The 26,600-nt window shown below is 36.0% G+C and carries 20 protein-coding genes; 8 read left to right on the forward strand and 12 right to left on the reverse strand.

The features are described from left to right. Positions 1 to 525: 525 nt before the first annotated feature. Positions 526 to 1,149, reverse strand: a complete 624-nt coding sequence (locus L1275_RS16345; RefSeq protein WP_253476012.1) for a CatB-related O-acetyltransferase — start codon at positions 1,147 to 1,149, stop codon at positions 526 to 528. A gap of 141 nt (positions 1,150 to 1,290) precedes the next feature. Between L1275_RS16345 and L1275_RS16350 the strand changes: the two genes are divergently transcribed. Together L1275_RS16350 and L1275_RS16355 are read left to right on the forward strand one after the other, a co-directional pair. Then, positions 1,291 to 2,184 (forward strand): LysR family transcriptional regulator, encoded by an 894-nt coding sequence (locus tag L1275_RS16350; RefSeq protein ID WP_253476015.1) that lies wholly within the window; start codon positions 1,291 to 1,293, stop codon positions 2,182 to 2,184. 73 nt (positions 2,185 to 2,257) lie between these two features. After that, complete coding sequence (locus tag L1275_RS16355; protein WP_253476018.1) at positions 2,258 to 3,187, forward strand: YeiH family protein; 930 nt, start codon at positions 2,258 to 2,260, stop codon at positions 3,185 to 3,187. Between the two features lie 44 nt (positions 3,188 to 3,231). On the opposite strand, the gene L1275_RS16360 is transcribed toward L1275_RS16355, so the two are convergent. The 3 genes from L1275_RS16360 to L1275_RS16370 are packed head-to-tail and all read right to left on the reverse strand — an operon-like array spanning position 3,232 to position 7,259. Further along, positions 3,232 to 3,951 carry a ThiF family adenylyltransferase gene (locus tag L1275_RS16360; RefSeq protein ID WP_253476021.1) on the reverse strand — a complete coding sequence of 240 codons (720 nt, stop codon included), beginning with the start codon at positions 3,949 to 3,951 and terminating at the stop codon, positions 3,232 to 3,234. Beyond that, a complete protein-coding gene (locus L1275_RS16365; protein ID WP_253476024.1) occupies positions 3,948 to 4,619 on the reverse strand; it encodes a TatD family hydrolase in 672 nt (223 codons plus the stop codon). Before L1275_RS16365 ends, L1275_RS16360 begins: the two co-directional genes overlap by 4 nt. A gap of 6 nt (positions 4,620 to 4,625) precedes the next feature. Then, positions 4,626 to 7,259 (reverse strand): valine--tRNA ligase, encoded by a 2,634-nt coding sequence (locus L1275_RS16370; RefSeq protein WP_253476041.1) that lies wholly within the window; start codon positions 7,257 to 7,259, stop codon positions 4,626 to 4,628. Positions 7,260 to 7,504: 245 nt separating this feature from the next. Between L1275_RS16370 and L1275_RS16375 the strand changes: the two genes are divergently transcribed. Next, positions 7,505 to 7,894, forward strand: coding sequence for a DUF1573 domain-containing protein (locus L1275_RS16375; RefSeq protein ID WP_253476044.1), 390 nt, complete (start codon positions 7,505 to 7,507; stop codon positions 7,892 to 7,894). Positions 7,895 to 8,009: 115 nt separating this feature from the next. On the opposite strand, the gene L1275_RS16380 is transcribed toward L1275_RS16375, so the two are convergent. The 3 genes from L1275_RS16380 to L1275_RS16390 are packed head-to-tail and all read right to left on the reverse strand — an operon-like array spanning position 8,010 to position 11,014. Further along, positions 8,010 to 8,747 (reverse strand): tyrosine-protein phosphatase, encoded by a 738-nt coding sequence (locus L1275_RS16380; protein WP_253476047.1) that lies wholly within the window; start codon positions 8,745 to 8,747, stop codon positions 8,010 to 8,012. A gap of 46 nt (positions 8,748 to 8,793) precedes the next feature. Beyond that, positions 8,794 to 9,939 carry a DUF4105 domain-containing protein gene (locus L1275_RS16385; RefSeq protein WP_253476051.1) on the reverse strand — a complete coding sequence of 382 codons (1,146 nt, stop codon included), beginning with the start codon at positions 9,937 to 9,939 and terminating at the stop codon, positions 8,794 to 8,796. Between the two features lies 1 nt (position 9,940). After that, complete coding sequence (locus L1275_RS16390) at positions 9,941 to 11,014, reverse strand: PorV/PorQ family protein (protein ID WP_253476054.1); 1,074 nt, start codon at positions 11,012 to 11,014, stop codon at positions 9,941 to 9,943. A gap of 148 nt (positions 11,015 to 11,162) precedes the next feature. Between L1275_RS16390 and L1275_RS16395 the strand changes: the two genes are divergently transcribed. Then, complete coding sequence (locus L1275_RS16395; protein ID WP_253476081.1) at positions 11,163 to 11,903, forward strand: CDP-alcohol phosphatidyltransferase family protein; 741 nt, start codon at positions 11,163 to 11,165, stop codon at positions 11,901 to 11,903. 308 nt (positions 11,904 to 12,211) lie between these two features. Here the strand turns inward: L1275_RS16395 and L1275_RS16400 are convergent, their stop codons facing one another. The 4 genes from L1275_RS16400 to porU all read right to left on the reverse strand — a co-directional run bounded on the left by L1275_RS16400 (position 12,212) and on the right by porU (position 18,495). Beyond that, a complete protein-coding gene (locus L1275_RS16400; RefSeq protein ID WP_256499952.1) occupies positions 12,212 to 12,769 on the reverse strand; it encodes a sugar transferase in 558 nt (185 codons plus the stop codon). Between the two features lie 65 nt (positions 12,770 to 12,834). Next, entirely contained in the window at positions 12,835 to 13,317 is a 483-nt protein-coding gene (gene cdd, locus L1275_RS16405) for a cytidine deaminase (RefSeq protein ID WP_253476057.1), read from the reverse strand. A gap of 70 nt (positions 13,318 to 13,387) precedes the next feature. After that, positions 13,388 to 14,611 (reverse strand): type IX secretion system outer membrane channel protein PorV, encoded by a 1,224-nt coding sequence (gene porV, locus L1275_RS16410; RefSeq protein ID WP_253476060.1) that lies wholly within the window; start codon positions 14,609 to 14,611, stop codon positions 13,388 to 13,390. A 35-nt stretch (positions 14,612 to 14,646) separates the two neighbouring features. Next, positions 14,647 to 18,495, reverse strand: coding sequence for a type IX secretion system sortase PorU (gene porU, locus L1275_RS16415; protein WP_253476063.1), 3,849 nt, complete (start codon positions 18,493 to 18,495; stop codon positions 14,647 to 14,649). Between the two features lie 209 nt (positions 18,496 to 18,704). On the opposite strand from porU, the gene gldJ reads away from it, so the two are divergent. Together gldJ and murF are read left to right on the forward strand one after the other, a co-directional pair. Then, positions 18,705 to 20,309 (forward strand): gliding motility lipoprotein GldJ, encoded by a 1,605-nt coding sequence (gene gldJ / locus L1275_RS16420; protein WP_253476066.1) that lies wholly within the window; start codon positions 18,705 to 18,707, stop codon positions 20,307 to 20,309. A 62-nt stretch (positions 20,310 to 20,371) separates the two neighbouring features. Beyond that, positions 20,372 to 21,661 (forward strand): UDP-N-acetylmuramoyl-tripeptide--D-alanyl-D-alanine ligase, encoded by a 1,290-nt coding sequence (gene murF, locus L1275_RS16425; protein ID WP_253476069.1) that lies wholly within the window; start codon positions 20,372 to 20,374, stop codon positions 21,659 to 21,661. A 60-nt stretch (positions 21,662 to 21,721) separates the two neighbouring features. Here the strand turns inward: murF and L1275_RS16430 are convergent, their stop codons facing one another. Continuing rightward, entirely contained in the window at positions 21,722 to 24,091 is a 2,370-nt protein-coding gene (locus L1275_RS16430) for an outer membrane beta-barrel family protein (RefSeq protein ID WP_253476072.1), read from the reverse strand. Positions 24,092 to 24,203: 112 nt separating this feature from the next. On the opposite strand from L1275_RS16430, the gene L1275_RS16435 reads away from it, so the two are divergent. Then, complete coding sequence (locus L1275_RS16435) at positions 24,204 to 25,544, forward strand: sensor histidine kinase KdpD (RefSeq protein ID WP_253476075.1); 1,341 nt, start codon at positions 24,204 to 24,206, stop codon at positions 25,542 to 25,544. Beyond that, on the forward strand, positions 25,534 to 26,217 hold the full coding sequence (locus L1275_RS16440) for a response regulator transcription factor (RefSeq protein ID WP_253476078.1): 684 nt from the start codon (positions 25,534 to 25,536) through the stop codon (positions 26,215 to 26,217). Before L1275_RS16435 ends, L1275_RS16440 begins: the two co-directional genes overlap by 11 nt. Positions 26,218 to 26,600 lie beyond the last annotated feature (383 nt).

Genomic DNA, 26,600 nt, shown 5'->3' on the forward strand with positions numbered 1-26,600 from the left:
TTTTTTGTCGAACCCCTCCCTTTAGGATGCCGTAGCGCAGCGGAGGCAATCCTCATTCCTTGGTATGTCAATAATTCCCAAACCTGCTTAAGCGCCGTTTTAGCGCATAGAAAAAGAGTTAGCGCGCCTAGCGCTAAGTGGCTTTTTTGTCGAATCTCACCCTTTAGGATGCCATAGCGCAGCGGAGGCAATCCTCATTCCTTGGTATGTCAATAATTCCCAAACCTGCTTAAGCGCCGTGATAGCGCATAGAAAAAGAGTTAGCGCGCTTAGCGCTAAGTCGCTTTTTGTCGAATCCCACCCTTTAGGATGCCGTAGCACAGCGGAGGCAATCCTTATTCATAGATACTTTCAACATTTGCAATAACACAATCCTAACTTGCTGTTTTGTCTCAAAATCATCACTATACGAGACCACTTCGTAGCAAAAGTAATTTTTTTAGCGATATGCTACCAACAAAGCAATGATACACAAGACTCCTTACAAAGTCGAAATTTCAATGCCTCCTTTCTGCGATTGCCTTTTTAACGGAACAACAGATCCAAATCACCTTTAACCAATAATGGAAGGTTTTGGGTTATTTTTTCTATATCCCAATTCCACCACCGCAACTCGAGTAGTTTAACGATTTGCTCATCGGAAAACCTTTTTTTGATTAATTGCGCTGGATTTCCTCCCACTACCGTATATGGCGCTACGTCTTTAGTTACTGTGGCATTTGTAGCAATAATTGCTCCATCACCTATAGTTATACCGGGCATAATCGTAACATGATGACCGATCCAAACATCGTTTCCGACTATCGTATCCCCTTTACTAGGATAAGAAGTATCTTGCATAGCTTTGGCCCAATCTCCTCCAAAAATTGCAAAAGGATATGCAGTGACACCTGAACTCAAGTGATTTGCACCGTTCATAATAAAAACCACGTCGGAAGCAATCATGCAAAACTTACCTATTATCAGTTTATCACCAATAAAGTCAAAGTGATACTTAACGTTTTTCTCAAAATTACTGCAATCCTCAAAATCGTCATAATAGGTATAGTCTCCAACAATTATATTCGGATTTGTTATAATGTTTTTTAAAAAGCATAATCTCTCATAGTTGGGTAATGGCAACTTTTGATCTTTATCAGGTATAGACATCTAAAATATGGTTTAAATTGACGTTGCTAATTTATAATTAAAATTAGCCATACTGTATCAGCTTGGTCTTAATAAGCAAATTGTACACCGAATAAATTTTAATGAACATATTACCTTATATTTGGAAACACAACAAACACTATGGGGGATCAAAAATTAATAGTATTTAAAACCGTCGCCGAAACCTTAAGTTTTTCTAAAACAGCTGATCAATTATTTGTCAGCCAGCCAGCCATATCCAAATCTATACGAGAATTGGAAATAGAATTTGGACTGCAACTCTTTCACAGAAAAGGCAATAAAATCACACTTACAAGCGATGGTAAGAGTTTAAAAAAACAAGTCGATTACATACTTTCCCAGTATCAAGAGTTATATAGTCAAGTTGCTTCCTTAAAAAATTCATTCCCCACACATGTAAAGTTAGGAGCAAGTACGACTATTTCACAATATGTATTACCGAAACTGTTACCACGCTTTAAAAATCGGTTCCCGCATATTGCACTAGAATTACTCAATGGGAATACTCAAAAAATAGAAAAAGAAGTTTTAAAACAAAACATAGAACTCGGATTTATCGAGGGACAATCGCAGAACAAGCAATTAAAATATCAATTTTTCATGAAAGATGAATTGGTTTTAATAGCGCATCACTCCAATCCTATTTCTGACCGAGATAGCTTGAGTACTGCTGAATTTCTTACTAGCCCTATTGTTCTGCGCGAAATAGGCTCTGGCAGCCTACAGGTCATCAAACATGTACTGCAAGAACAAAAAATAAAATTAAAAGATTTGAATATAGAGATGCATTTGGGAAGTACGGAAAGCATCAAAAAATACTTAGAACATTCACACTGCTTGGGAATCGTTTCTATTCAAGCCATACAAACCGAATTAAAAGAGGGAACTTTTAAAATAATCGACTTGGATAACATCAGTTTTGAGCGCAATTTCTATTTTATCACTTCTCATGGTAACAACAAACCTTATATTGAGAAATTAATTCAATTTATTTTAGACCACCATAACTTATAGTTATATCAAATAACTTTTTACGTCTGGTAAAGACGTTTTTTTAAACGGACTTTTGTATTCATAAATCACAAATATGAATACTCAAATTAAAAAAGTCGCCTTTATAGCTGTTGCCTTATTGTGTTTGACACCTTGGATTCAACCGCCTGTAGCCTTATTACTTGGTTTTATATTCTCACTTTTAATTGGACATCCTTTTATTAAGTACAATGGCAAAGTCACCAAGATGTTGTTGCAAATATCTATAGTTGGACTTGGTTTCGGTATGGACATTTATGAAGCTGCTAAAACGGGTAAGACCGGTTTTTGGCTTACGGTATTGTCTATTTTCTTAACCCTAGTCGTTGGTCTATTACTTGGGTATCGTTTAAAAGTTAAAAAGAAAACCAGCATACTTATATCTTCAGGTACGGCTATCTGTGGCGGCAGCGCTATAGCAGCAGTTGCCCCAATCATTGATGCCAATGAAGAGGAAACATCGGTTTCACTTGCTACCATTTTTATTTTAAATTCGGTCGCCTTATTTTTATTCCCCTACATAGGAACACTTTTAGAACTCTCTCAGCAGGACTTTGGTCTTTGGGCCGCTATAGCCATCCACGATACAAGCTCTGTAGTAGGAGCTGCTCAAAAATACGGAGATGAGGCTTTACAAGTCGCAACCACAGTTAAGTTGGCTCGAGCTTTATGGATCATCCCCATTTCCTTGTTGATCAGCGTTATTTTTAAACAACAGAAAAGCAAAATTAAAATCCCTTACTTTATTTTGCTTTTTGTATTGGCAATTATCATCAATACTTATGTACCGATTCCAGAAAGTATAACTAGCGGTATTGTATTTATTTCTAAAAAAGGATTGACTTTAACACTGTTTTTTATCGGCGCAGGACTAACTTTAAAAGCTTTAAAATCCGTGGGTATTCAACCTCTTTTACAAGGTGTATTACTGTGGATTTTTATATCTGTTGCGTCTTTATACGTTATTATAAACCGTTTCTTTTAAAAAGTTAAAAGCATAAAAAAAGTCCAGATAAACTGGACTTTTTTTTATGCTTTGGACAACAGATAACGAATCACATATTCCGCAGAATGAAGCCCAAAAAGTGCGGGCATCCAGCTGTTAGTACCGAAGAATGATTTTTTATAATTAAGGCCGTCTGTCAATTTCAAGCTACTTTCATCGGGAGTCTCCAACGAAAACACCGTCTTTACACCCGTCGAAATGCCCTCTTTTTTCAATCGTTTTCGCACCTGCTTCGCTAATGGACAAACCTCGGTTTTACTAATATCTTTAATCACTATTTTACTAGCAGACATTTTTCCTCCAGCGCCCATGTTGCTGATCACCTTAACCTTTTTGCGTTTTGCTGCCAAAATCAAATGAATCTTCGGAGTTACGCTGTCAATACAATCCAGTACAAAGTGGTAATCCTTTGTTACGATTTCATGGGTTCGTTCCGGAGAAAGAAATTCTTGAATACGCAGCAATTTCAAATCTGGATTGATATCCATCAATCGATCACCTACAATATCAACTTTGGGTTGCCCTATAGTAGAATGCAAAGCGGGCAACTGACGATTGATATTCGTGATATCTACGGTATCCCCATCAACTATAGTCATACTACCAATTCCTGCACGAACCAAAAACTCTGCAGCAAAAGAACCAACACCTCCCAGTCCAACGACTAGAATATTTGAATTTTTCAATTTTTGCAACCCCTCTTCCTTAAATAACAGGCTCGCTCTTTCTTGCCACTGACTCATCCTAATGTATTCCTTAATTTTTTTGAAAACTCAAAAACCTTTCGAGCCGTATTTTCAATTTGTTGTTCTACTTCTATTATTTGTAATTCTTTAATTCTAGCTGCCTTTTCATAGACCTCATCTAAAGCGTTTTCCATCATATCTGTCTCCAAAAAATAACGATCATCTGGAACATTTTTAAAAACTTCTACGAGGTTGTCATTTTGCAACAAATACTTCCCAAATGAAATAAAACAATTGTTATGCAACAACTGCTCCATGACTTGTCGGTTTTTAGAAAACCCATGTATCAGAAAAGGAACGGTTAATTTCAAGCGTTTTTTCACTTCTAAAAGTTCCTGAAACGCACTAACACAATGTATCAAAACTGGTTTTTGGTATTTCTCAGCCAAAAGCAATTGACTTTCAAAAACTAAAATCTGTGTTTCCATCGTTGTTTCAATACGTTTATCCAATCCACACTCTCCTAATGCAAGACAAGAGTCGTCCGACAAATGACTTTCGATTATAGCTAGCTGCTTATTTAAGTCTGGTAAGTTTATATACCAGGGATGAATTCCTATAGAGAAAAACTCAAAATCCTCCCCTAAAGAATCTGGATATTGATTTACAATATCCAGAACATTTAAGTGATTAGTAAACTGATGTGTATGCAGGTTAATTTTCATTGACCTTTATTTCAAACCTTGTAAACTTTGTTCAATCGCAGCAATTTTTGAAAGCGCATCTGCCTCTTTTTTGCGTTCGATATCAATAACCTTTTCAGGTGCACCGCTAACAAATTTCTCATTAGTTAGTTTACCTTGTACAGATCTTAAAAATCCTTTTAGATATTTTAACTCTTCTTGTAGTTTTTCTATTTCCTCTTCAACATCAACTGCACCAGAAATTGGAATAAAATACTCGTTAGATTGTACACGATAAGACAGCGCTCCTGTGACTTGCTCGAGGACGTAAGTTAGGTTTTCAATATTCCCCAACTTTTTAACAACTACGTCAAAAGCAGTAGAAGCCTGTTCATTATTAATAATTTTTAAATCAATCGTTTCTTTAAAAGAAATATTTTTATCTTTTCGAATTGTTCGTATCCCAGCAATAACTCCCTGAGCAAAATCGAAATCCTTAATAATTTCGGTATTTGTAGATTTTAATTCTGGCCATCTAGCCACAATTAACGCCTCTTCTGGAGTACGAGCTGTGATGTGTTGCCAGATTTCTTCGGTCATAAACGGCATAAACGGATGCAACAACTTTAAGTTGCTTTCCAAAAACTCTATCGTTTTCCCGTAAGTAACGGCATCAATAGGTTGTTGATAAGCCGGCTTTATCATTTCCAAGAACCAAGAACAGAAATCATCCCATACCAATTTATAGATCGCCATTAATGCATCTGAAATTCGATATTTCTCAAAATGATCTTCAATTTCCACTAACGTTGCCTGCAACTTAGCTTCATACCATGCTATAGCTACTTTAGAAGCCTCTGGCTGAACAATTGCTTCAGAAACCTCCCAGCCTTGAATCAATCGGAATGCATTCCATACTTTGTTTGTAAATCCTTTACCTTGGTTACACAATTCTTCATCAAAAAGAATATCATTACCCGCAGAAGCACTTAATAGCAAACCTACGCGAACACCATCGGCACTAAACTTCTCAATCAAACCAAGTGGATCCGGTGAATTACCAAGGGATTTTGACATCTTACGACGTTGTGCATCGCGAACGATACCGGTGAAGTAAACATTTGAAAAAGGTTTTTCTCCTGTGTATTCATACCCTGCCATAATCATACGAGCCACCCAGAAAAATATAATATCTGGACCAGTAACCAGATCATTCGTTGGGTAATAGTATTTGAATTCTTCGTTTTCTGGTTCCGTAAGTCCGTTAAACACCGATATTGGCCACAACCAAGAAGAGAACCAAGTATCTAATGCATCAGCATCTTGACGTAAATCTTCAATAGTTAAATTCACATTACCGGACTGCTTCTGCGCCAGAACAACAGCTTCTTCTATCGTTTCTGCAACTACAAAATCCTCCTTAGCATCTCCGTAATAATACGCTGGAATTTGATGTCCCCACCACAATTGACGTGAGATATTCCAATCGCGAATATTTTCCAACCAGTTTTTGTAGGTAGTGTTGTAACGACTTGGATATAATTTAATTTCTTCTGTCTCCAAAACTGCTTCAAGAGCCGGTTTCACCAATTCATCCATTTTTAAAAACCACTGATCGGATAACCTAGGTTCTATAACAGCTTTAGTTCTTTCAGAAGTTCCGACGTTATTCATATGGATTTCCACTTTTTCCAAAGCGCCAATCCCCTTCAATTCCATTTCAATCTCCTCACGCACGACAAAACGGTCTTTGCCAGCGTAATGTAAGCCTTGTTGGTTTAAAGTAGCATCAGCATTTAGAATATCAATAATTTCTAAATCATGACGTTCTCCGAGTGCTTTATCGTTGATATCGTGTGCAGGTGTCACCTTAAGGCAGCCTGTTCCAAATTCCATATCTACATAATCATCAAAAATGATCGGAATAACTCTATTACAAATCGGTACTATTGCATTCTTTCCCTTTAGATGCGCGTAGCGCTCATCATCGGGGTGTACACAAATAGCAGTATCTCCCAAAATAGTCTCAGGACGCGTAGTTGCAACAATTAAAAATTCAGAGGTTCCCTCTATTTGATACTTGATATGATATAATTTACCTTGTCTCTCTTCATAAATCACCTCCTCATCGGATAAGGTCGTTTGCGCCTCTGGATCCCAATTGACCATACGGTATCCTCTATAGATCATGCCTTTTTGATAGAGATCAACAAATGATTTAATAACAGCTGCAGATAATTCTGCATCCATTGTAAATTTAGTTCGATCCCAATCGCATGAAGCACCTAATGTTTTCAATTGACCTAAAATTGTACCACCGTATTTTTCTGTCCAATCCCACGCATGTTTTAAAAATTCTTCTCGCGAAAGATCATTCTTATCGATGCCTTCAGATTTTAATTTTGCCACAACTTTGGCTTCTGTTGCAATAGAAGCGTGATCCGTCCCCGGAACCCAACAAGCATTAAATCCTTTTAATCGCGCGCGACGAATCAGTACATCCTGAATCGTGACGTTTAACATATGCCCCATGTGCAACACACCGGTGACGTTTGGTGGAGGAATCACAATGGTATAAGGAGTTCTGTGATCTGGTTTAGAATGGAAATACTTGTTTTCCATCCAATAGGAGTACCACTTTTCTTCTACTTGCTTAGCATCAAATTGCGTTGGGATTGTCATCTATATATACGTGTTATTTAGTGAATTCTGTATCTAAATATATTATTATTCTCTCAAAAAACGCTACCCCAAACCTCGAAAATTATATTTTCTTTGATTTTGGTATGTTTTTTGTAATTTAGTCTACAAAATTACTGATAAGTCTCCAAATATAAAAACAAAGTTTATAAGGTACTTTATGAAATAAAATTTGTGAGTTTGTCAAAAGTTTTTAATTTTACGAATCAATAACAAAAACAATAACAATGAAAAAATTTCTAGGATTGATTGCCTTATTTTTAGTAAGCGCTATCTCATTCGCTCAATCAGGACCGAAAATTGAATTTACGGCAGAAAACAACACTATCGATTATGGAACAGTGGTTCGCGGTCAAGATAGTGGGATTAGGACTTTCGAATTCAAGAATACGGGTGATGCACCTTTAATTGTTACTAATGTTCAATCTACTTGTGGATGTACAGTACCTTCAAAACCAGAAGCTCCTATTATGCCGGGGAAAACTGGTAAAATTGAAGTAAAGTACAACATGTCTGTCGGAAGAATTAGTAGAACACTTACAGTGGAAACTAATGCTACTAACTTTACAGATGGAAAGGTTGCTATCCGTATCAAAGGAGAGGTTGTAGAAAAATAAATAATTAAACTTATATAAAGTTCAAGCTGCCTTATCACTAAGGCAGCTTTTTTTGTATAAAATTTATCAAGGTCTCAATTCAACAACTAAGTAAAGGAGATCAAGAGTAACTCGTTTAAATATCAAAGATTTTATTAGCTGCAAAAGCTTCTACCAAAGGCAATTTATCTTTAATCTTTAATTTGGATTCAAAACCTTTAATGTGGTTGCTATGATGAATATCCGATCCCACAAAATCAATCATAGCTGATTTCAATAAATACTCGGCTGTTTCAGCAACTTTAGATCCATAATACCCCGTCACAGACAACAAGTTTAACTGAAACAAACAACCCACTTTTTTTAGTTTTTTGTAGATTTCTAAATTATTGTGGTAAAAATTATAACGTTCTGGATGGGCTAACACAATTTGATAACCCGCAGATTTTAACTCAAAGAGAATATCAAATAATTGTATCGGAGGATTGATATAAGACATTTCAACCAATACATAATCTCCTTGCAGTGTTAATAAACGTTCTGACTGAATGCGTTGAGAAAAGCTATCATCCATTAAATATTCAGAAGCCACACGAAGACTAACCGATTGGGTAAGCTCTGGCAAAACCACCTTTACTTCCTCATATTTATCAACAATCATGTCCTTCGTATTATCCCAAATATATGGTGTAGTATGTGGTGTAGTAATTATTTTACCAAAACCCAAGGCCAGCATAGACTCTAACAAAAACTTGGTGTCCTCACTAGTTTTGGCACCATCGTCAATTCCAAAAAGCAAATGCGAATGTATATCCACAAATCCTGTTGGAATCAGATCTTTTAAAAAAGCTTTTGACTTAAAAAATGAAATCATATCGAAAATGAGGTGTTTAATATTTCATCAACCCTGATAGCAAATATCAATCCATATTTGAATTCAAACTTATTTTTTGTGTTTTCAATTCCAAATACAATGCCCATAAGTTGAGCAAAAAGACCGGAAATGTAATAAACAACTTTTGTGATGTAAGATTTAAAATAGCAAAAATCAGTATACCTAGACCTATTAGTAAACACAAAACCTGAACGGTTTTTTTAAACTTTATACGTTTGCCTATCCAAGGTAACAGCATCATAAAAGGGCTACATAACAAGGCAGTATCATTTCCAGACAACTCAATATGAGAGGAGTAGACACTTATAAAAACCAACAAACAACCTAGTAAACCAACGCATATAAAGTACACATATCTAGCCGTAGTATTTCGAATCAGCAACGCTAATCCAGCCATGATCACGGCGAAAAATGTAAACGTATTCCACCAGTCTCCCCTCGAAACATGCTGTTTCTCGTATAATACTGTAGTTTTATCAACCAATGCCAAGCCGTCATTGGAACTAACTGCCAATCCTCGCATAAACGTATCCGGTAGAAAGAGTAGAGTGGGTTTTTGATCTAGTTTTGAACTAAATAGCAAGTTGATTCCCAATTTTTCGAAAAAATGACCATCTAGCGATTTATTCAAAATGCTACGATAAGTTACTTCTTCCTGAAAAGCATCTACTTGCACCGGTTCCTTTAATACTTCGTTAAGTAAGTCAACGATTTTTGTAGTGCAATTTTGCCGGCTGAACTTATAATTATAAAACTTCCGGTCTTCTTCTAAAGAACGATTGGCCAATTCCCAAATTTGTTGTTTCTGTTCCTGACTCAATACCAAATGTTGTTCATATACCGGTCGATCTTCATAGGCATATCCCATTACAAAATCACGATAATCCTCGTAACCGGCAAAATACATCAAATCTCCCTTAATAAACTTACTATAAAAGTTGGGAGTTCTAAAATCAAACAATCCATAGTTATAAATGCGATCAATACGCATCAAGGGATCATAGATTCGCAGTGCAGTATGCCCGAAAAGTGTGTATAATTCAGAACCGGTGCCAACTGTCAAAACACTAACTTCTGCCTTGTCCGTTAGTTGTGGATATGTAAATTCGCTGTCATTAGCCCAAAGTATAGCAGAGAAAAAAAGAAAGAATATGGAAAATATAGTTTTCATGTTAACGACTAAAAATATCTAAGTTTAACTTTAAGGAAAAAATATTTGAATACAAAGCAACACTCTGGTCTCCAATATCAGTCAAGGCATAATCTATCTGTACCCCTCTATATTGAAAACCAATACCGATGTTCGGTTGAAATCCTATTTTTTCTGTACCATCTAATTGTGTGGTATTTTGAAAATTACCAACACCTCCCCGAACAAAAACCATATCGGTGTAGGCAAATTCCAATCCCAAAGTAGGATTAACACTAAATCCTTTTGTAGAAATGATCGCTTGAGTTTCCGCAAATTCCAAATTAATGCCCATTGCTGTTAGTACAGAAAAATCCTCATTAAAATTAAATTTTCTCGCCGCCCCTAATTGCAATTTAGGCATGGTAATTTCCGTTGTTTCAGGCAATTCTGAATTTTGTCCCGGTATGGCATTACTGATCTTTTCAAATTCCTTTTTATTAATCGTCCACATATTATAAGTTGTGGTAATATCTCTTGCCATAGCACCTAATTTCCAACCAGAAGCCGTTTGATATTGCACGCCAAGGTCAAAACCAAATCCCCATGAATTAGCAAACTTCCCAATCACACGACGAATCACTTTAGCATTTACACCTAGTGAAAGCCCCTCGATGGGTAAGGCACGACTATAAGATGCTGTGAAGGCATAATCTGCTGTTGAAAAAAGACTGATTTTATCGTAATCAATATTGCCGTTTTGATCGATTAATTCGGTCGTATTCATAATATCATCAACACCAAAACGTATTAATGATAAACCTACGGCACTTTTTTCATCGATCGGCATCGCAAAAGCCACATAATCATACTGCGCTATATTTGCAAAATAGCTCGCGTGCATCAAACTCAATTGTTTCGTATCTAAATGAATCAATCCAGCGGGATTCCAATAGGCTGCATTGACATTATCAGTGCTTGCAACCACACTGTTTGCCATCCCCATTGCCGCGGCATCAACTCCAATATTCAGGAATTCGTTAGAATACTTCCTAACCTTTTGAGCGTGAATTATTCCTGAACAGATCAAGAAAACAAAAAGAAGTAAGTTTTTCACAAAATTATCATTTTATACAAAGATGTAATAAAAATCTCAAATACTAAACTCCATTTTAAGTTTACTTATTCACAAGTTTTATAATACATTTGCATGAAACAGTTATCATCGTTGTCAAACCCATTTTTGAAAACAAAAAGCTATGAGTATAAAAAAACACATTCCCAATGCAATTACCTTATTAAATCTAACTTCTGGATTAATCGCAGCAATTTATGCTTTTGATGACAATCTACACATGGCCTTCTTTTGGGTTTGTTTAGGGATTTTCTTTGATTTCTGGGATGGATTTACCGCAAGACTTCTACATGTAAAAAGTGAACTAGGTGTACAACTGGATTCTTTAGCAGATATGGTAACCAGTGGTGTGGTTCCGGGTATTATTATGTATAGATTACTTGCGAGTATACAAGAAAACCAAGAAATCTATAACTTATCACCAGAAACCTATTATATGGGTGTAATTCCTTATCTCGGTTTTATTATTACCCTCGGATCTTGCTATCGTTTGGCTAAATTTAATATCGACACCAGACAGACCGATTCGTTTATTGGACTTCCAACTCCCGCTAATGCCTTGTTTATTCTAAGTTTGCCGATGATTACTTCGACCACAAATTCCGAATGGATTATTACGCTCCTTAGCAATCCTTATGTCTTGGTGGTAATCAGTTTATTTAGTGCTTTCATTATGAACGCTGAGATCCCTTTATTTTCACTAAAAGTAAAATACGGAAATTGGGCTACGAATAAAATTCAATATTTGTTTTTAATCACCTCAGCCGTACTCCTACTATGGTTACAGTATTTAGCTATACCGATTATCATTATGCTGTATATTTTGTTGTCCGTAATTATGAACAAGATGTTAAGCGCTAAAAAAGAATAAACAAAATCACAACATCTATATATTCCAAAATAAAAAACGCTTATAACTGCTATTAAAAACAGTGTTATAAGCGTTTTTCGTTTGCAAAATCACTACCGAACTCGAGAGCCACCATTGATCAACTGCTGTGTTTTTCTTTTTAGCGTATAAATAAAAAACAGTACAAAAAACACTGATCACCACAATAACAACTAAATGTTTTAGGCTTAACGAAATACCTAAGTATCCTTTATAAATAACTTCAACCAGTATATTTGAAAGAATAATAACGTCTAACTCAATAGAGATATCCCTAAGCAGATGGTCGTTTATCGAAACAGCGTTTTTGCAATAATTTTAATATCGATTAAAAAACTCTGTTTTTGAAGATATTCTAAGTTCATTTTTATTTTATCGGGAAAAATGACTTCGTCATTATAACGCAGTGGATCTTCTTGTAGTTTTAATATTTGGGCTTCGTTATAATACTTTAGTGAAGCTTCCGAGGTCAAACCGGGTTTTAAATTCAGCAGTTGCCTATTATCTCCCACTAACAAGTCGTAATATCCCGGCACATCTGGACGAGGCCCTACCACAGACATGTCGCCTTTAATTATATTGATTAATTGGGGAAGTTCATCTATTTTAGTTTTCCTAAAAAAACTACCCAGAGCGGTAACGATTTGAGACTTGTCACCTGAATTTGCCTTCATGGTTTTCAACTTATATATCGTAAATGGATGTCCATACTGCCCGATCCTGATCTGACGAAACAATCCATTTGACCGTGTATCAATTGAAGCTAACACCCAAGCAAATAACAGTGGAATCGCAACAAAAGCCAGTAGAATCAAGGCGAAAAACAAATCAAAAAACCGTTTTATCAAAACTATTTATATAAAAATTAAAAAACAACATGACACCTTTCTACCAATTACAGAGTAGTCTGTAACTACAACGAATTTTTATCAAAGTGGAAAGGCAGTATATTAATCAAAGACGGTGACTCAATAACAGCTCCCTCTGCCCCCATAAACAACATTCGAATTGGACGGGCCTGTTTGTCTTCATACTCCAAAATTGCTTGTCTACAAGCTCCGCATGGAGGAATTGGGGTTGTCGTAGTTTTGACATCTGAGCTAGCTGAAATTGCAATGCTAACCATCGCGACATTGGGATGCGTTGCCCCTGCATAGAAAATAGCCGTACGTTCGGCACATAGCCCTGAAGGGAAAGCGGCATTTTCTTGATTAGATCCTACTACAATTGTTCCGTCTTCCAACAATATTGCAGCACCTACTCTAAATTGAGAATAAGGGGCATAGGCTTTTTTTCTAACTTCAATTGCAGCCTGCATCAATTCCTGATCCTTAGCTGACAACTCACTTAAGCTTTGATATTCCAAAAACGTAGTAGTTAATTTAATTTCTTTCATGCTGTACTTCTTTTAGACAAAAAATCCAAACTTTTAAAGTTTGGATTTTAATATTTTATAAATTCTACTATTAACTTCTAGTACTCGATCCTCCAAAATTAAAGGCCAATGAGAAACGCAAGGTATTCTCTAAAGGATTATTAATTTTTGATGTGGAGAATAAATAGGATAAATCTACCGTAATCGTGTTGTATTTAAAACCGGCACCTAAAGTAGCGTATTTTCTCGCTCCTTTTAATTCGTTTTCATTAAAATAACCTACGCGAAAAGCAAAGGCATCGTCATACCAATACTCTGCTCCTAGTGCCCAAGTAAATTCTTTCATCTCTTCAGACATCCCTCCTGGAGCATCCCCAAAGGATTTGAATATTCCCTGTGCCCATCCGATATTATTATAATCCGATCTGGCTTTTGTGGTAGCGGCATTTTTTTCTGTTTCTGACAAATTGCCATCGCCATCTAAGTCAAGAAAATCTGGAATTTGAGGTGTAGGCACCAATAATTTATTTACTTCTCCATATACACTAACCGTATTATGGGCATCGAGAATAAAATCAAATCCACCACCTAACTTTAAATTAGCTGGTAAGAAACTAGCATTATCCGCATTATCGTCATATTTGATTTTCGGACCTAAATTTTGAAAATTAAATCCCGCTCTCCAACGACCATCATAGCTGTTAAAAGCCATTTGTTCAGACTCATAAAAACCCGCAATATCAACTGCAAAAGTAGAAGCCGAAGAGGCATCTCCACCTCCCATATCTTCAGGAACTTTTAAATTAGAATTAATAAATCGCCCGGCAACTGCCATCGAAAACCGTTCGTTTAACTTTAATGAGTAGGATCCATCAATTGCAAATTCATTAGGACTTCTGGTTACAGGTACATCATTATAATTCTGTCTTAATTCAATGTCACCCATTCCAAAATACCTTAAACTAACAGCAAAAGCACTTCTGTCGTTAATTTTATTAAAATAGTTCAATTGACCTAAAGATACATCATTAGTGATGCTGGTCATATAAGGAGTATAACTTACTGCAAATCCTTGTTGTTGAGTTGCAAAAGCGTATTTAGCTGGATTGTGTTGTTGAGAATAGATATCTGTTGACGTCCCTACTCCCATATCCCCCATACCTGCAGACCTTGCATCTGCTGCAATTTGCAGAAAAGGAACACCGGTAGTAATTGCCCTTGAATCATTATAATTCGCTGGAACGGGTAAAGATTTTTGTGCTACTGCGAATTGTGAGCTTATCGCTACTATAGCTACTATCGTCGTTTTTTTCATTTATGACTTTTTAATTGAACAAATATACTCTTTTCTTAAAGGATTACAAGTTTTTCTACCTTCTCGGACTTATGATTGGTTACGGTCGATTTTACCGTTAAACGATAGATATACACCCCCTTACCAATTCGATCTCCAAAATCGTCTAACCCATCCCATTTAATATCTCTTGATAAATTACCATTCGTTGTAATCAATTGATTAATTGTTTTAACAATTCTTCCCGTCACGGTCATAATCTGCACTTGCACTTCTAGGTTTTCAAAAGGTCTATTATGCGTAAACCAAAATTCCGTGTAATTTACAAATGGATTCGGATAATTTAATACTTTCTCTAGACTTACCCCTTCATTTTTTGAAACTAAAAATTGGATTTCTGAAGTCGTTAAGTTGTTATATACATCCCAAGCCTTGAACGACAATGTATGCAATCCATTGGACAAATCCTTAAGCTGATATTGTATTTTCCCTTTTCTAAAGTTATCTGGCTCGGTTTCATAATAATCATTCATAATTATCGGATTCAGTTCGTCGCCATCTAAAATTGCCGTTAAATCATGTCCGATACCACTTGATGTATTAATACCATTTTCATCTTCTAAAAAAGCTAAAAAAACCGGTGATTCAGAGGTTACCCCACCTGATATAAACGATTCATCGTTCATAAATAGTTTTACTATTGGCGGCGTTTTGTCTTCTGGTGCATTTTTGTTAATCCCCCCTATATTGACCTTATTATTACTTCCTGTATAATCTGTCCCGCTATCCGTTGCTGCATAAAAACTGACCTTTCCCGGACCAATTGCTATCTTAATATCCTTAGGTAAAACAAAATCAAAACCAAATGTTCCTTGCCTAACTGTAGCATTTCCTCTAAATATGGTTTCGCCCAAAGTTTTAAAATCCATTAACGCTAAAGCACCGTTACTCATAACACCATCATTCCCCAGTGTCTTCCTATCAATTTCCTTATCAAAAATCTGTACTGCCAAGGAGCCATTAAACTGATCTAAAAACTGATCATTTTCATCCCTAAGCTCTCCAGATATTTTAACATACCCCAAGGCTTCAAGATTTCCTGTAAAATCAGCAAAAGGGATATCATTGATTTTCGTCAACGTCACTTTTGGTTTAGCAATAGCTAATTTTATTGCTGGATCTCCAATATAGAACACCACATTTTTATCTCTTTGTGATGAATTATTTTTTGTTGCCATCAGTGCTTCTGCAATACTTGGGTATTGATTGGAAGCTGGAAACAATTGATCACTTAAAATAGCATTAATTTGTCTTCCCGACTCTATGCCAATTTCTCTCGTTGTAGCGATTAATGCTATAGCTCCACCTCGCCTATTTTTATACATACTTTCGCCTCCTGTCAAACGGTATGGATTATCAAAACGCGTAAACTCGCAAGTAATTGTTACAAACAGCGGATATTTTTTATAATTATTTAATTTCTTTGCATCGTCGATACCAAAAATGCGTTCTTGTGCCAAACCTTCTTCACCGCCATGACCGAAATAATTGACAAACAATGCCCCATTCTCGATGGACGCTAAAAAATCTTTTTTTGCTTGAGGATAGCGGTTACCCCCTGCGGTAGATTCTTGCAAATAAGAATCCATATGAATCTTTTTAATGTTTAAAAACGGTTTTTTCTCGGCAACATTATTCATCATATCATCGAGGCCTTTTTGCAGAACAAAATCTCCTAAGACATCTACATCGTCAGATAAAGCCACCAAAACATTTCTCCATCTTCCCAAAGACTCTTTACTACTGTAATCAATTACTTTTTCGACCATCGCATTAGCCTCATCCACGTTAGTCGCCAACATCCTTCCTACAGCTAGGTCCATACCGTAATCAGAATTCAGCATCAGTCCTTCCTCATCGTCCATCAAGACATAAAAATCGTCGGACATAAATGTTGTATAAGACGAAAAATTACTCCCATCGCCACTTGATGTACTTCTTAAACCCAAGTTCATTCCATAAAAAACGGGAACTACATTAGTATTGTTAGGAATGCGATCTTTGTAGTCAAAGGAAGCATCTCCAAACATATTTACATATCGAATTCTCGCAGCGGTATTCGAGGCATTTTTGTAGACATATTTTATAAAATTTCGAATTGCAGCAACATCCTGCTTTCCCGAAGAGAATTCCTTGTAGATTTGGTCTACGGTAACTACTTTTACTTTTAAGTTATTGGATGATCTATGAAAATTAGCGAGTCGTTCCGCAGCGGCTTTTAAATTATTATGGGTAATAATCAAATAATCGACATCTCCCTCATTAAAAACCGCAGCTTTTAAATTTTGATTCGCGACTTTCGTTGTACTCGAAATTAGTGGTTCATAAAAATCACTTTCCACCACGGTTTGATATTTTCGATGAGCACCTCCTGTTACTTTGAAACTCAAATTATTTTGTCCGTTATTAAAGAGTGCCTGAACATTGTTGATATCTGTGATGTCCCAAATCTGTTTTACCTGGCTTGAGTTATTCATCACATATAAAACAGTTCCGCTTTCCATAGCTAACGATTTATTGCTAAATGCAAACTGCCTGTTACTGCCGTTAAGATTTGCCGTATATTCGATGCCTATAAAATCGAGATAACCTTCAGAAGAGGGAACACCGCCGTTACTGTAATTGACCGCAACTGTCGCAGTTGCATTATGGAGTTGTATAGACTTGGTTAAAAAGTTTTCATATCCCGACACGGTTTGCCCACTAATTTTATTAAAGGATACTGAACCCAAATTTTGATTGTTAACGTTATAGGAGAAATTTGTATTTCCAAACGAGGCCGAAGCAGCATTGATATTTATTTTTACCGGTTTAGATAAATCTATATTAAGGAGATCAAAGTTAAAGTTTTGTTGTTGCTGTACACCAAAACTTTCACCAAACCACTTCCGTCCCAACCGACCTATATTGGTCAGATCTCTTTCGTGAAAGACATAACCGTCATAAGAAGTATAGGTAGTATTCGCAGATGAAGTAGGCTGGTATAAGGTGTTCATTCGCTTTCCTGCTTCCCCTCCGTAAGTCAAATAATAATAGGACTTGCTATCATATAAATTTAAGTGAGTTAAATTTTCGTCATTCCATTGATCTACTCCTTCAGCATAAAACAGTATATAATTAGAGTCATCGAAACTCGTACCCAGTTGCCCCACAATCTGAATGGCATTTTCTTGTAAATCCTCAAAATAGGGTTTCGAATTTAAAAGTGGCAACATACTCCCACCATTTCCATAAAGGCGAATCGATCGAGGATCTATTCCGTCAGGCATTCCTAATTTGCGAAGAAAAGATTTTGATATTTTATATACGCCTGATTTTTCTACATAAAACTGATACCAGTTACCGGACTGTAAAACAGAATTCGATCTAAAATCCCTATTTGCATTTCTATTTGCCAATTGATTAAATCCTCCTTCTCTATAAGAATATTGAATGGATTTAACCCTTTTAATGTTTTGTCCTTCCTTTATAATAGGTGAAAATGAAAAAGATAATTTCACTTGATCTCTAGCAAATACATTTTGCAACTGCGCATCGATTTGATTTGGTAAATCGGCAACAGGCAGGTCTTTTAAATCGGAAACACCAATGGATTCATAATTTACATGAGTAATAATTAATGAAGCTGGATCGACTGCTGCAGAAACATTAACACTTTCTATATATAATAAAGTATTGGAAATTGGATTAAAATTATAATTTTGTGAATCGAAGAAAGGAATATTCTTTTGTTCTAAAGCATGAGCATACGGTTTTGGGTCTTGCCAAAAAAGTTTAATCTCGCGACTTTGAGCGCTAAGACCGAATGAAAGTAAAAAGGCAATAAATAAAAAAGCATTCTTCATAGTACAGTAAACGTTAATATTTCCATAATAGTACAAGCCAACAAAAAAAATAATTTGGAGGACAATATTCAGCAAAATTACACGTTATAGAAGGATAAATTTGTGAACACCGAACAAATTTTAAGTTTTTTTTAAATATTTACGAAATAAATATTGCTAATTAATCGTTAATTATTATATTGCGAGCAAATTAATTACCCACTTTAAACATGAAGATTAATAGACTTATGACATTGCAAGTGATCGCCGGAATTATAGCATCACTTGGTATTACTAGCTGTAGCAATACAAGTACTAAAGGAGTATCAACTGCAACTGGCTGGAAAATAAATGACAAAAAGGGAGGTTTTCAATACAACACCAACTACGGCGACCAACAGGCACCGTTGGGAATGGTGGCTATTGAAGGGGGAACTTTTACCATGGGAAGAGTCCAAGACGATGTAATGTACGACTGGAATAACAACCCTACCCAACAATATGTTCAGTCTTTCTATATGGATGAGACGGAGGTAACCAACGTAATGTATAATGAATACTTATATTGGCTTAAAACTGTTTTCCCTCCTAGTGAAGAGAACTACAGACATATTTATGAGGGAGCGCTTCCAGACACTATGGTGTGGAGAAACAGACTTGGATTTAGTGAAAGTTTAACGACTTCTTATTTACGTCATCCTGCGTATGCCAATTATCCTGTAGTAGGAGTAAGTTGGGTACAAGCAAATGATTTCGCGAAATGGAGAACAGATCGTGTTAATGAAGCTACTTTAGAAAAAGCAGGATACCTAAAAAAGAACGCAAAAATTCTTGAAGCATACGGAGACAACCATTTCAGTACGGAAACGTACTTGGCTGCACCTGATGCGATGTACAAAGGAAATAGAGATATCGTTTTCCAAGGCGTTAGAAACAAGGCTAAAGATGGTTCAAAGAATATCTATGCAACTCAAGAGTTTGGTTTATTTACTGCTGAATTCAGACTTCCAACAGAAGCTGAGTGGGAATACGCTGCAGTCGGTTTAATTGGAAAAAGAGAATACAATTCTTATAAAGGAAGAAAAAAATATCCTTGGGATGGTTCACACACAAGAACTGCAAAAAGAGATAAATTAGGAGATCAAATGGCCAACTTCAAACAAGGTCGTGGTGATTATGGTGGTATTTCTGGATGGTCTACAGATGGTGCAGATATTACTAACCAAGTTAAATCTTACCCTCCAAATGATTTCGGATTGTATGATATGGCAGGAAACGTTGCAGAATGGGTAGCTGATGTTTACAGACCTTCCATTACTTCAGAAGATAATGATTTCAATTACTTCAGAGGAAATGTTTATTACAAAAATAAAATTGGTCCTGATGGAAAAGTTGAAATTGTAACTGCTGAGACCATTGTTTACGATACCTTACCAAACGGAAAGATCAAAGCTCGTAACCTACCTGGAACAGTTGCCCAAGTTTTGGTTGACGAATCAGATACGTTCTTAAGACAAAACTTTGACGCTAGCGATAACAGAGCTTTCAAAGATGGTGCTTCAAGAGGAAGTAAAGGTTACAATTCACCAGAGCATACCATACTAGCAGATGAAAACGGAGACGTAGTTAGAAAGTACGATACCAATAACCGTACTTCACTAGTTAACAACCAATCTAGAGTATACAAAGGAGGTTCATGGAAAGATAGAGCATATTGGTTAGATCCAGCAAGTAGAAGATTCTACGCAGAAGATCAAGCTACAGATTTTATTGGATTCCGTTGTGCCATGACTAAGGTCGGAGCAAAACCATCTAAGAAAAGATCAAAAAATTAAAACGAGAATACTCTTTATAAAAAAGCCCTAAATTTTAGGGCTTTTTTTTATACTTTTGACTCATGAGAATAGAAGAGCTTTACCAATGTTTTTTACAGTGTGATGGCGTGTCGATAGATACTCGAAACATCACTCCAAATTCCCTTTTTTTTGCGCTAAAAGGCGATAATTTTGACGGCAATAATTTTGCACAACAAGCGCTAGACCAAGGAGCTAGTTTTGTTGTGATGGACAATAAAAAATTGGTTACCCATAGCGATAAAATGTTTTGGTATACCGATGCATTAATGGCACTACAAGAGTTAGCTAAATACCACCGTCAACAATTGGGTCTACCCATTATCGCGCTAACTGGAAGCAATGGAAAAACAACCACAAAAGAATTAATTCTAGCAATACTTTCAAAGAAATATCAGGTGAAAGCTACTCAAGGCAACTTAAACAATCACATTGGAGTGCCGTTAACTTTACTCTCGTTTAATGAGGACACCGATATTGGAATCGTTGAAATGGGAGCTAACCACCTTGGTGAAATCGCGCATTTATCTGAACTAGCAGATCCGGACTTCGGATATATTACCAATTTCGGAAAAGCGCACTTAGAAGGTTTTGGTAGCTTTGAAGGTGTTATTAAAGCAAAAAGTGAACTCTATACGTATCTAGAAAATAATTACAAATTAGCTTTTACAAATACCGACGACACACTCCAAGATATCAAAACAATGACATTTACCAGATATACTTTTGGTACTGAACCGCAAAATGACTTGGTAATTGAAGAATATAAGGCACAACCGATGGCGAGTATTACTACTCAAAAGACCTTATTTAATTCGAATTTAACCGGAATATACAATGCGACAAATATTGCTGCTGCTGTTGCCATAGGCACGTATTTTAAAGTACCAATATCTGACTGTAAAACGGCCATTGAACAATATATCCCTACAAACAATCGCTCACAGTGGGTTGAAAAAGGAACATATAAGATTCTTTTAGATGCCTACAATGCTAACCCTAGTAGTATGGAAGCGGCTTTAGATAATTTTATTCAATTGGATAGTAAAGGTTCAAAAACCCTATTCCTTGGAGATATGTTTGAATTGGGGCAAAACAGTTCAGAAGAACATGTGACTTTAATAGAGAAATTGAACAAAATTGACAATCTAACGATCTACTATATCGGAAATCATTTTTTTGAACATCAACAGGTTCAACCCAAATCGTTCTTTTTTAAGACCTATAACGATTTCGCAGAAGTATTTGACAGCAAAACGATGGACGAAAACGGAATTATATTAATCAAAGGATCAAGAGGTATGGCCTTAGAACGTATCTTAGATCTAATCTAAGTTTGTGATTCAACTAAAAAACCGTTCAAATCTAAATCAATTTTGAACGGTTTTTTTTTGCTAAATACGCCCCTGCTCTTCCGTTTTATCAATAGTTCTTTTGTTCTTTATCGTTTGATTCCCAAAATTATATCTAAGCGAGACCGAAACACTTTGAGAATCTTGATAATCTAAAAAATAATTGTTCTGATTAGCATATTTAGTAGTTACTTTAGATCGCTCCGTTTTAAAGATATCATTAATCATCAAACTGGCTTCTATTTTTTTGTCGTAAAACTTTTTGTTCATTATAAAATAGGTGTTAGACATTTGACTAATCGTAAAAGTACCTTGAATACTTGGAGTGTGATAATAACATCCGATTTCCATATTCCAGTCTGAATCTTTATGCAATCGAATATTAGTACTAGCACGCCCATAAAACATGGTAATACTATTTTCATACAGTTGTTGGTCTAAGCCAAAAAAATAATTCTCATTATATTGGAGAGAAGTGTACACGTTAACAGTCCACCACGGAAATAATTCAAAATTCTTGCTCAAATCAATTCCGCCCATTTCACCTTTCTCAATATTAGTATAGTGATAAATTAAGTTATTAGTTACAGGATCTTGAATTGAGATCTCCATCGAAGGAAGGTTTTCTTTTCTATAATAAACATCGAGATTCCAATTATTCCAAGAATAAGTCACGTTCAAATTATGAATAATTGTCTGTTTCAATTGCGAATCTCCTTGAAAATATGAAAATAAATTGTAGTACGATTTTGCTGGATTTAACCTAGAATAGGAAGGCCTACTAATACGCTTACCATAAGAAAGTCCAAATTGATGATTTGACTTAGTTTCATATTGCGCAAAAAAAGTGGGAAACCACTCCAAATAATTTTGGCTATTTTTCTCTTCGGGCTTAGACACGACACCTGTCAAATCCGTATATTCAGCTCTGAGTCCTCCCTTAAAACTCCATTGTTGCCAAGAGTATGCTAAAGTTGTAAACGCTGCAAAGTTGGTCTCCCCATAATCGAATATATTACTTTTTTCAGGTCTAAAATCCAACCCTCCCTTTTCATCGTCATAAAAATCTAATACACTATTGGTATTGACTTTACTATATTTCAATCCGCTATCTAAATTCCATTTTTCTCTTTTTATACTATAATCGACCTGAGTAGAAAATAAAAAAACCTTACTGGGATTAATACTCTCAAAAGTGGTTTCTTTTGGATCCTGATCCTTAAAGTGGAGTTGAGTATATATATTTTGAAAATTATCTTTATGGTTACTCGTTAGGTAACTGGTCCACACCACTCTATTATCAGCACCCCATTTTCGGTCAGCTTGCAAATAGAGATTATGATAATCCGTAGCACTTCGATGATCATTTACTGTACGATACGAAGATTCAAGCTGCTGTTCTTTGTTGTAAATCAAAGTTGGAACGTCATAAATACCATGCTCCCCCGGACTAATATAGCCGTTGGCACCAAAAGTGAAATTAATCAAAGAATCTAAATCATACTCCATATTAAATGTATAAGAATTCTGATTTCTACTAATATCTTTTCGTATCATAATACTTTCCCAAGTAGTTTGATTCTCAACGTAATTAATAACATCATAGCCTTCTCTTAAATAAGTGCCAGTTCCACGATAATATGAGCCCATTAACGACAATTTACCGGACCTATAATACTGAGACAACCCAAACAACCCCTTCTCATACTTACTTTGTATATATCGTCCAAAAACCACAGTTTTATACCCCTCTAATTGAGATTTTGTCATTACAATATTTAAAACTGCACTGCCCGAAGCATCATAGTTTGCGGGAGGGTTTGTTATAACTTCAATAGACTTAATATCTTTACCCGGAGTACCCTCAAGTAAACGCTGCAATTCATCAGCGGCTAACATAACTTTTTTCCCATTGATCGTAACTAAAATTCCCGAACTACCGCGAATACTCAGGGTACTTCCTTGCGCAGTTATCCCGGGTGTCTGCTTAATTATTTCCCAACCGCTCAAACTCGTCAAAGCACTGTTTTCGATATTGAATTCCAATCGATCCACCTTTCGCTTTACAAGAGGAGCTCTCTTGTCGATTACTAACTCATTCAATTCACGCCCCTCCGAATGTAAAACGATGGATAAAGGTTTTTTAAAATCCTCTTCCGATAAAACTCTTGTATAATTGACATAACCGATATAAGATACTTCAAGCGAAACAATCCCAGTTGCGTTGCTTAGGATCTTAAATAGGCCTTCAAAGTCTGCAGCTTCGGCCAAATGTTCTTTAACACTATCCGTTAGTACTAAAATTGCGAAAGGTAATTGTTCTCCTTTCTCATTTACGACCCGACCTTCCAGCATTCGTCCTTGAGCAAATATACCTTGTGAAAAAAGCAGTAATAAAACCAAATATTTCATCCTTTATTATTTTTACCAAAAATGCTGTAAAAAAATCAATCAGACGGTTAATGCTCGGTTAACGATGGGTTAACACCAAAAACGTCAAATGGAAATGTTTATATTTGTTTATATGAAAGACAAAAACTTTTTATACATAGCTACATCAACCACATTATTCCTGTTCTTGCTGGCCATACACGCCCATTATTTCTATAATTCCTTCCAATTAAAACAAAAAGATATCGTTAACACGGTACACAGCCAGTTAACGGACTTAGAAGAACAGGTTCCCTACTTTGAGGATACGACAAGCAAAGAAGACGAGATCCTAATCCTATTCTCTAAATTTCAACGAAAGGAAATTCCATACGACTCAATCACGGAATACTTCCGAAATAAAAATTCAAAAACCAGCCCACGAATCACTGCCTATATAGATAGTCTGTTTCAAAAACGAGGATATCAAGTAGCTCTTAAAAAAGAATTAATCAACTTAATTGCTCTTCCATCGCGAGATACGTTGCTAAAAAAACCTATAGCGATGTATCAAACCAATACTCCAATCCATGAAGCGCGCACAGTAACAGAAGGAAAATGGATCAGCAGCAGTTCAAATTCAGAATTTGATCTTATCGACTATGACAACCACAGCAGAAAAGAAAAACCAAACTTTCACTTTCAAATAAACAGAATTACAACTTTCGACATTGCCAATCTAAACTCCGTTGTATTACTGGAATTAGTTCCACTTATTGTGTCCTCAATCCTTATACTACTATCTGTTTCTTTACTTTATTACCTCACTTATAAAAATTTGATTAAACACCGGCGGGAGTCAATTATTCTACACGATATTGTCGATAATATAGCACACGAATTCAAAACCCCATTAGCCACACTAAAAATTGCATCGAAAACACTATCTAAGGGTGGTTCTTTAGAAATACTTCCGTTGATCGATCGACAAATCAATCGTCTAGAAAACATACTTAAACCGATTCAGGACGACTATGAGCCTTCCATTTACCAGGAACGATTTCAACAACAAGAAATAATAGACCTGTGTAATGACTTTGCATTTAGCAATCCCGAGGTTCGATTCGAAACACGAATGGAAATACTAAAGACTCCCACCTTACAACTTATTGAGATCCAAACCATACTAAGCAATCTAATTAGCAATAGTATAAAATATGGAGGCACGATAATAGGAATCCATATAAATAGTCAAGTCAGAGGCCTTGAAATAACGATAACAGATAATGGAATAGGGATGGAACCCGCAGAAATAAAACATATACTGAAAAAGTTTTACCGCATTCAAAAGAATAACATTCAAAATACAAAGGGTCTCGGTTTAGGACTTTTTCTCGTGAATAAAATCGTACTAAAGTGCCACGGAACGATAACATTTAAGAGCAAGATACACTCGGGGACCGTTGTCAAAATAAACATTCCACATGAAGACTAAACTACTCTTGATTGAAGATGATGAAGATTTTGGAATCATTTTAAAACAGTACCTTAATTTGTCAGAATTTGACGTTACTTGGGTCCTTAATCCTTTAGATGCTCTACCATTAATGTCTCAAAACACAAAATATGACATTGTTGTACTCGATGTAATGATGCCGCATCTAGATGGCTTTACGTTAGCACAGACCATCAAAAAAAACTATCCGAATTTACCCTTCTTATTTTTAACTGCAAAAAATCAAAAAATAGACAGGCTCACGGGTTTAAAAATTGGAGCGGATGATTATCAAACAAAACCTTGTGATCCCGAGGAGTTAATATTAAGAATACACAATATACTAAAAAGACACCAACCATTAGTTACATCCAAGCCTTTGTCATTAGGCGAATATTTCTTTGATCACGAAAATTTATTATTAAAACACCCTAAAGAAAAAATCAGATTAACACAACGCGAAGCAGACTTACTACAACTTTTACTTCAATACAATAACAGTATCGTCAAGCGCGAGGTAATTCTTAAGAGCATCTGGAATTCCGATGATTATTTTACCGGGCGCAGCATGGATGTCTTTGTCAGTCGGTTAAGAAAGTATCTTCAGCATGATCAACACTTACAGATTCTCTCGATTCGTGGCATTGGATTTGAAATCAACTTTCCAGACTGAGCCGAGAGTCGTTGTTCGTGAGTCGTTGTTCGAAAATCGGGATTCGACTTACGACTATCGAATCACGAAAACCCCGTAGGGGTGACATGATTATAAAGCAGATATGCAAATACGCACATTAGCTTATATACAAAAAGTCCCTGATCAATAAAGATTAGGGACTTTTGGTTCGTGAGTCGTTGTTCGAAAATCGTGAGTTGACTATCGACTATCGAATCACGAAAAACCCCGTAGGGGTGACATGATTATAACAAAAAACCCTCACCAAATAAATGATGAGGGTTCTTAAAAGAAAGGCGACGAACCGAGGCCAAAGGCCGAACACGTCGCTCCGTTGTAAAACAAAAAACCCCTAGTCTGTGAAGACTAGGGGTTCTCTAAAG

Origin of the sequence: Flavobacterium sp. HSC-61S13, assembly GCF_024171535.1 — a bacterium.
Lineage (GTDB): Bacteria > Bacteroidota > Bacteroidia > Flavobacteriales > Flavobacteriaceae > Flavobacterium.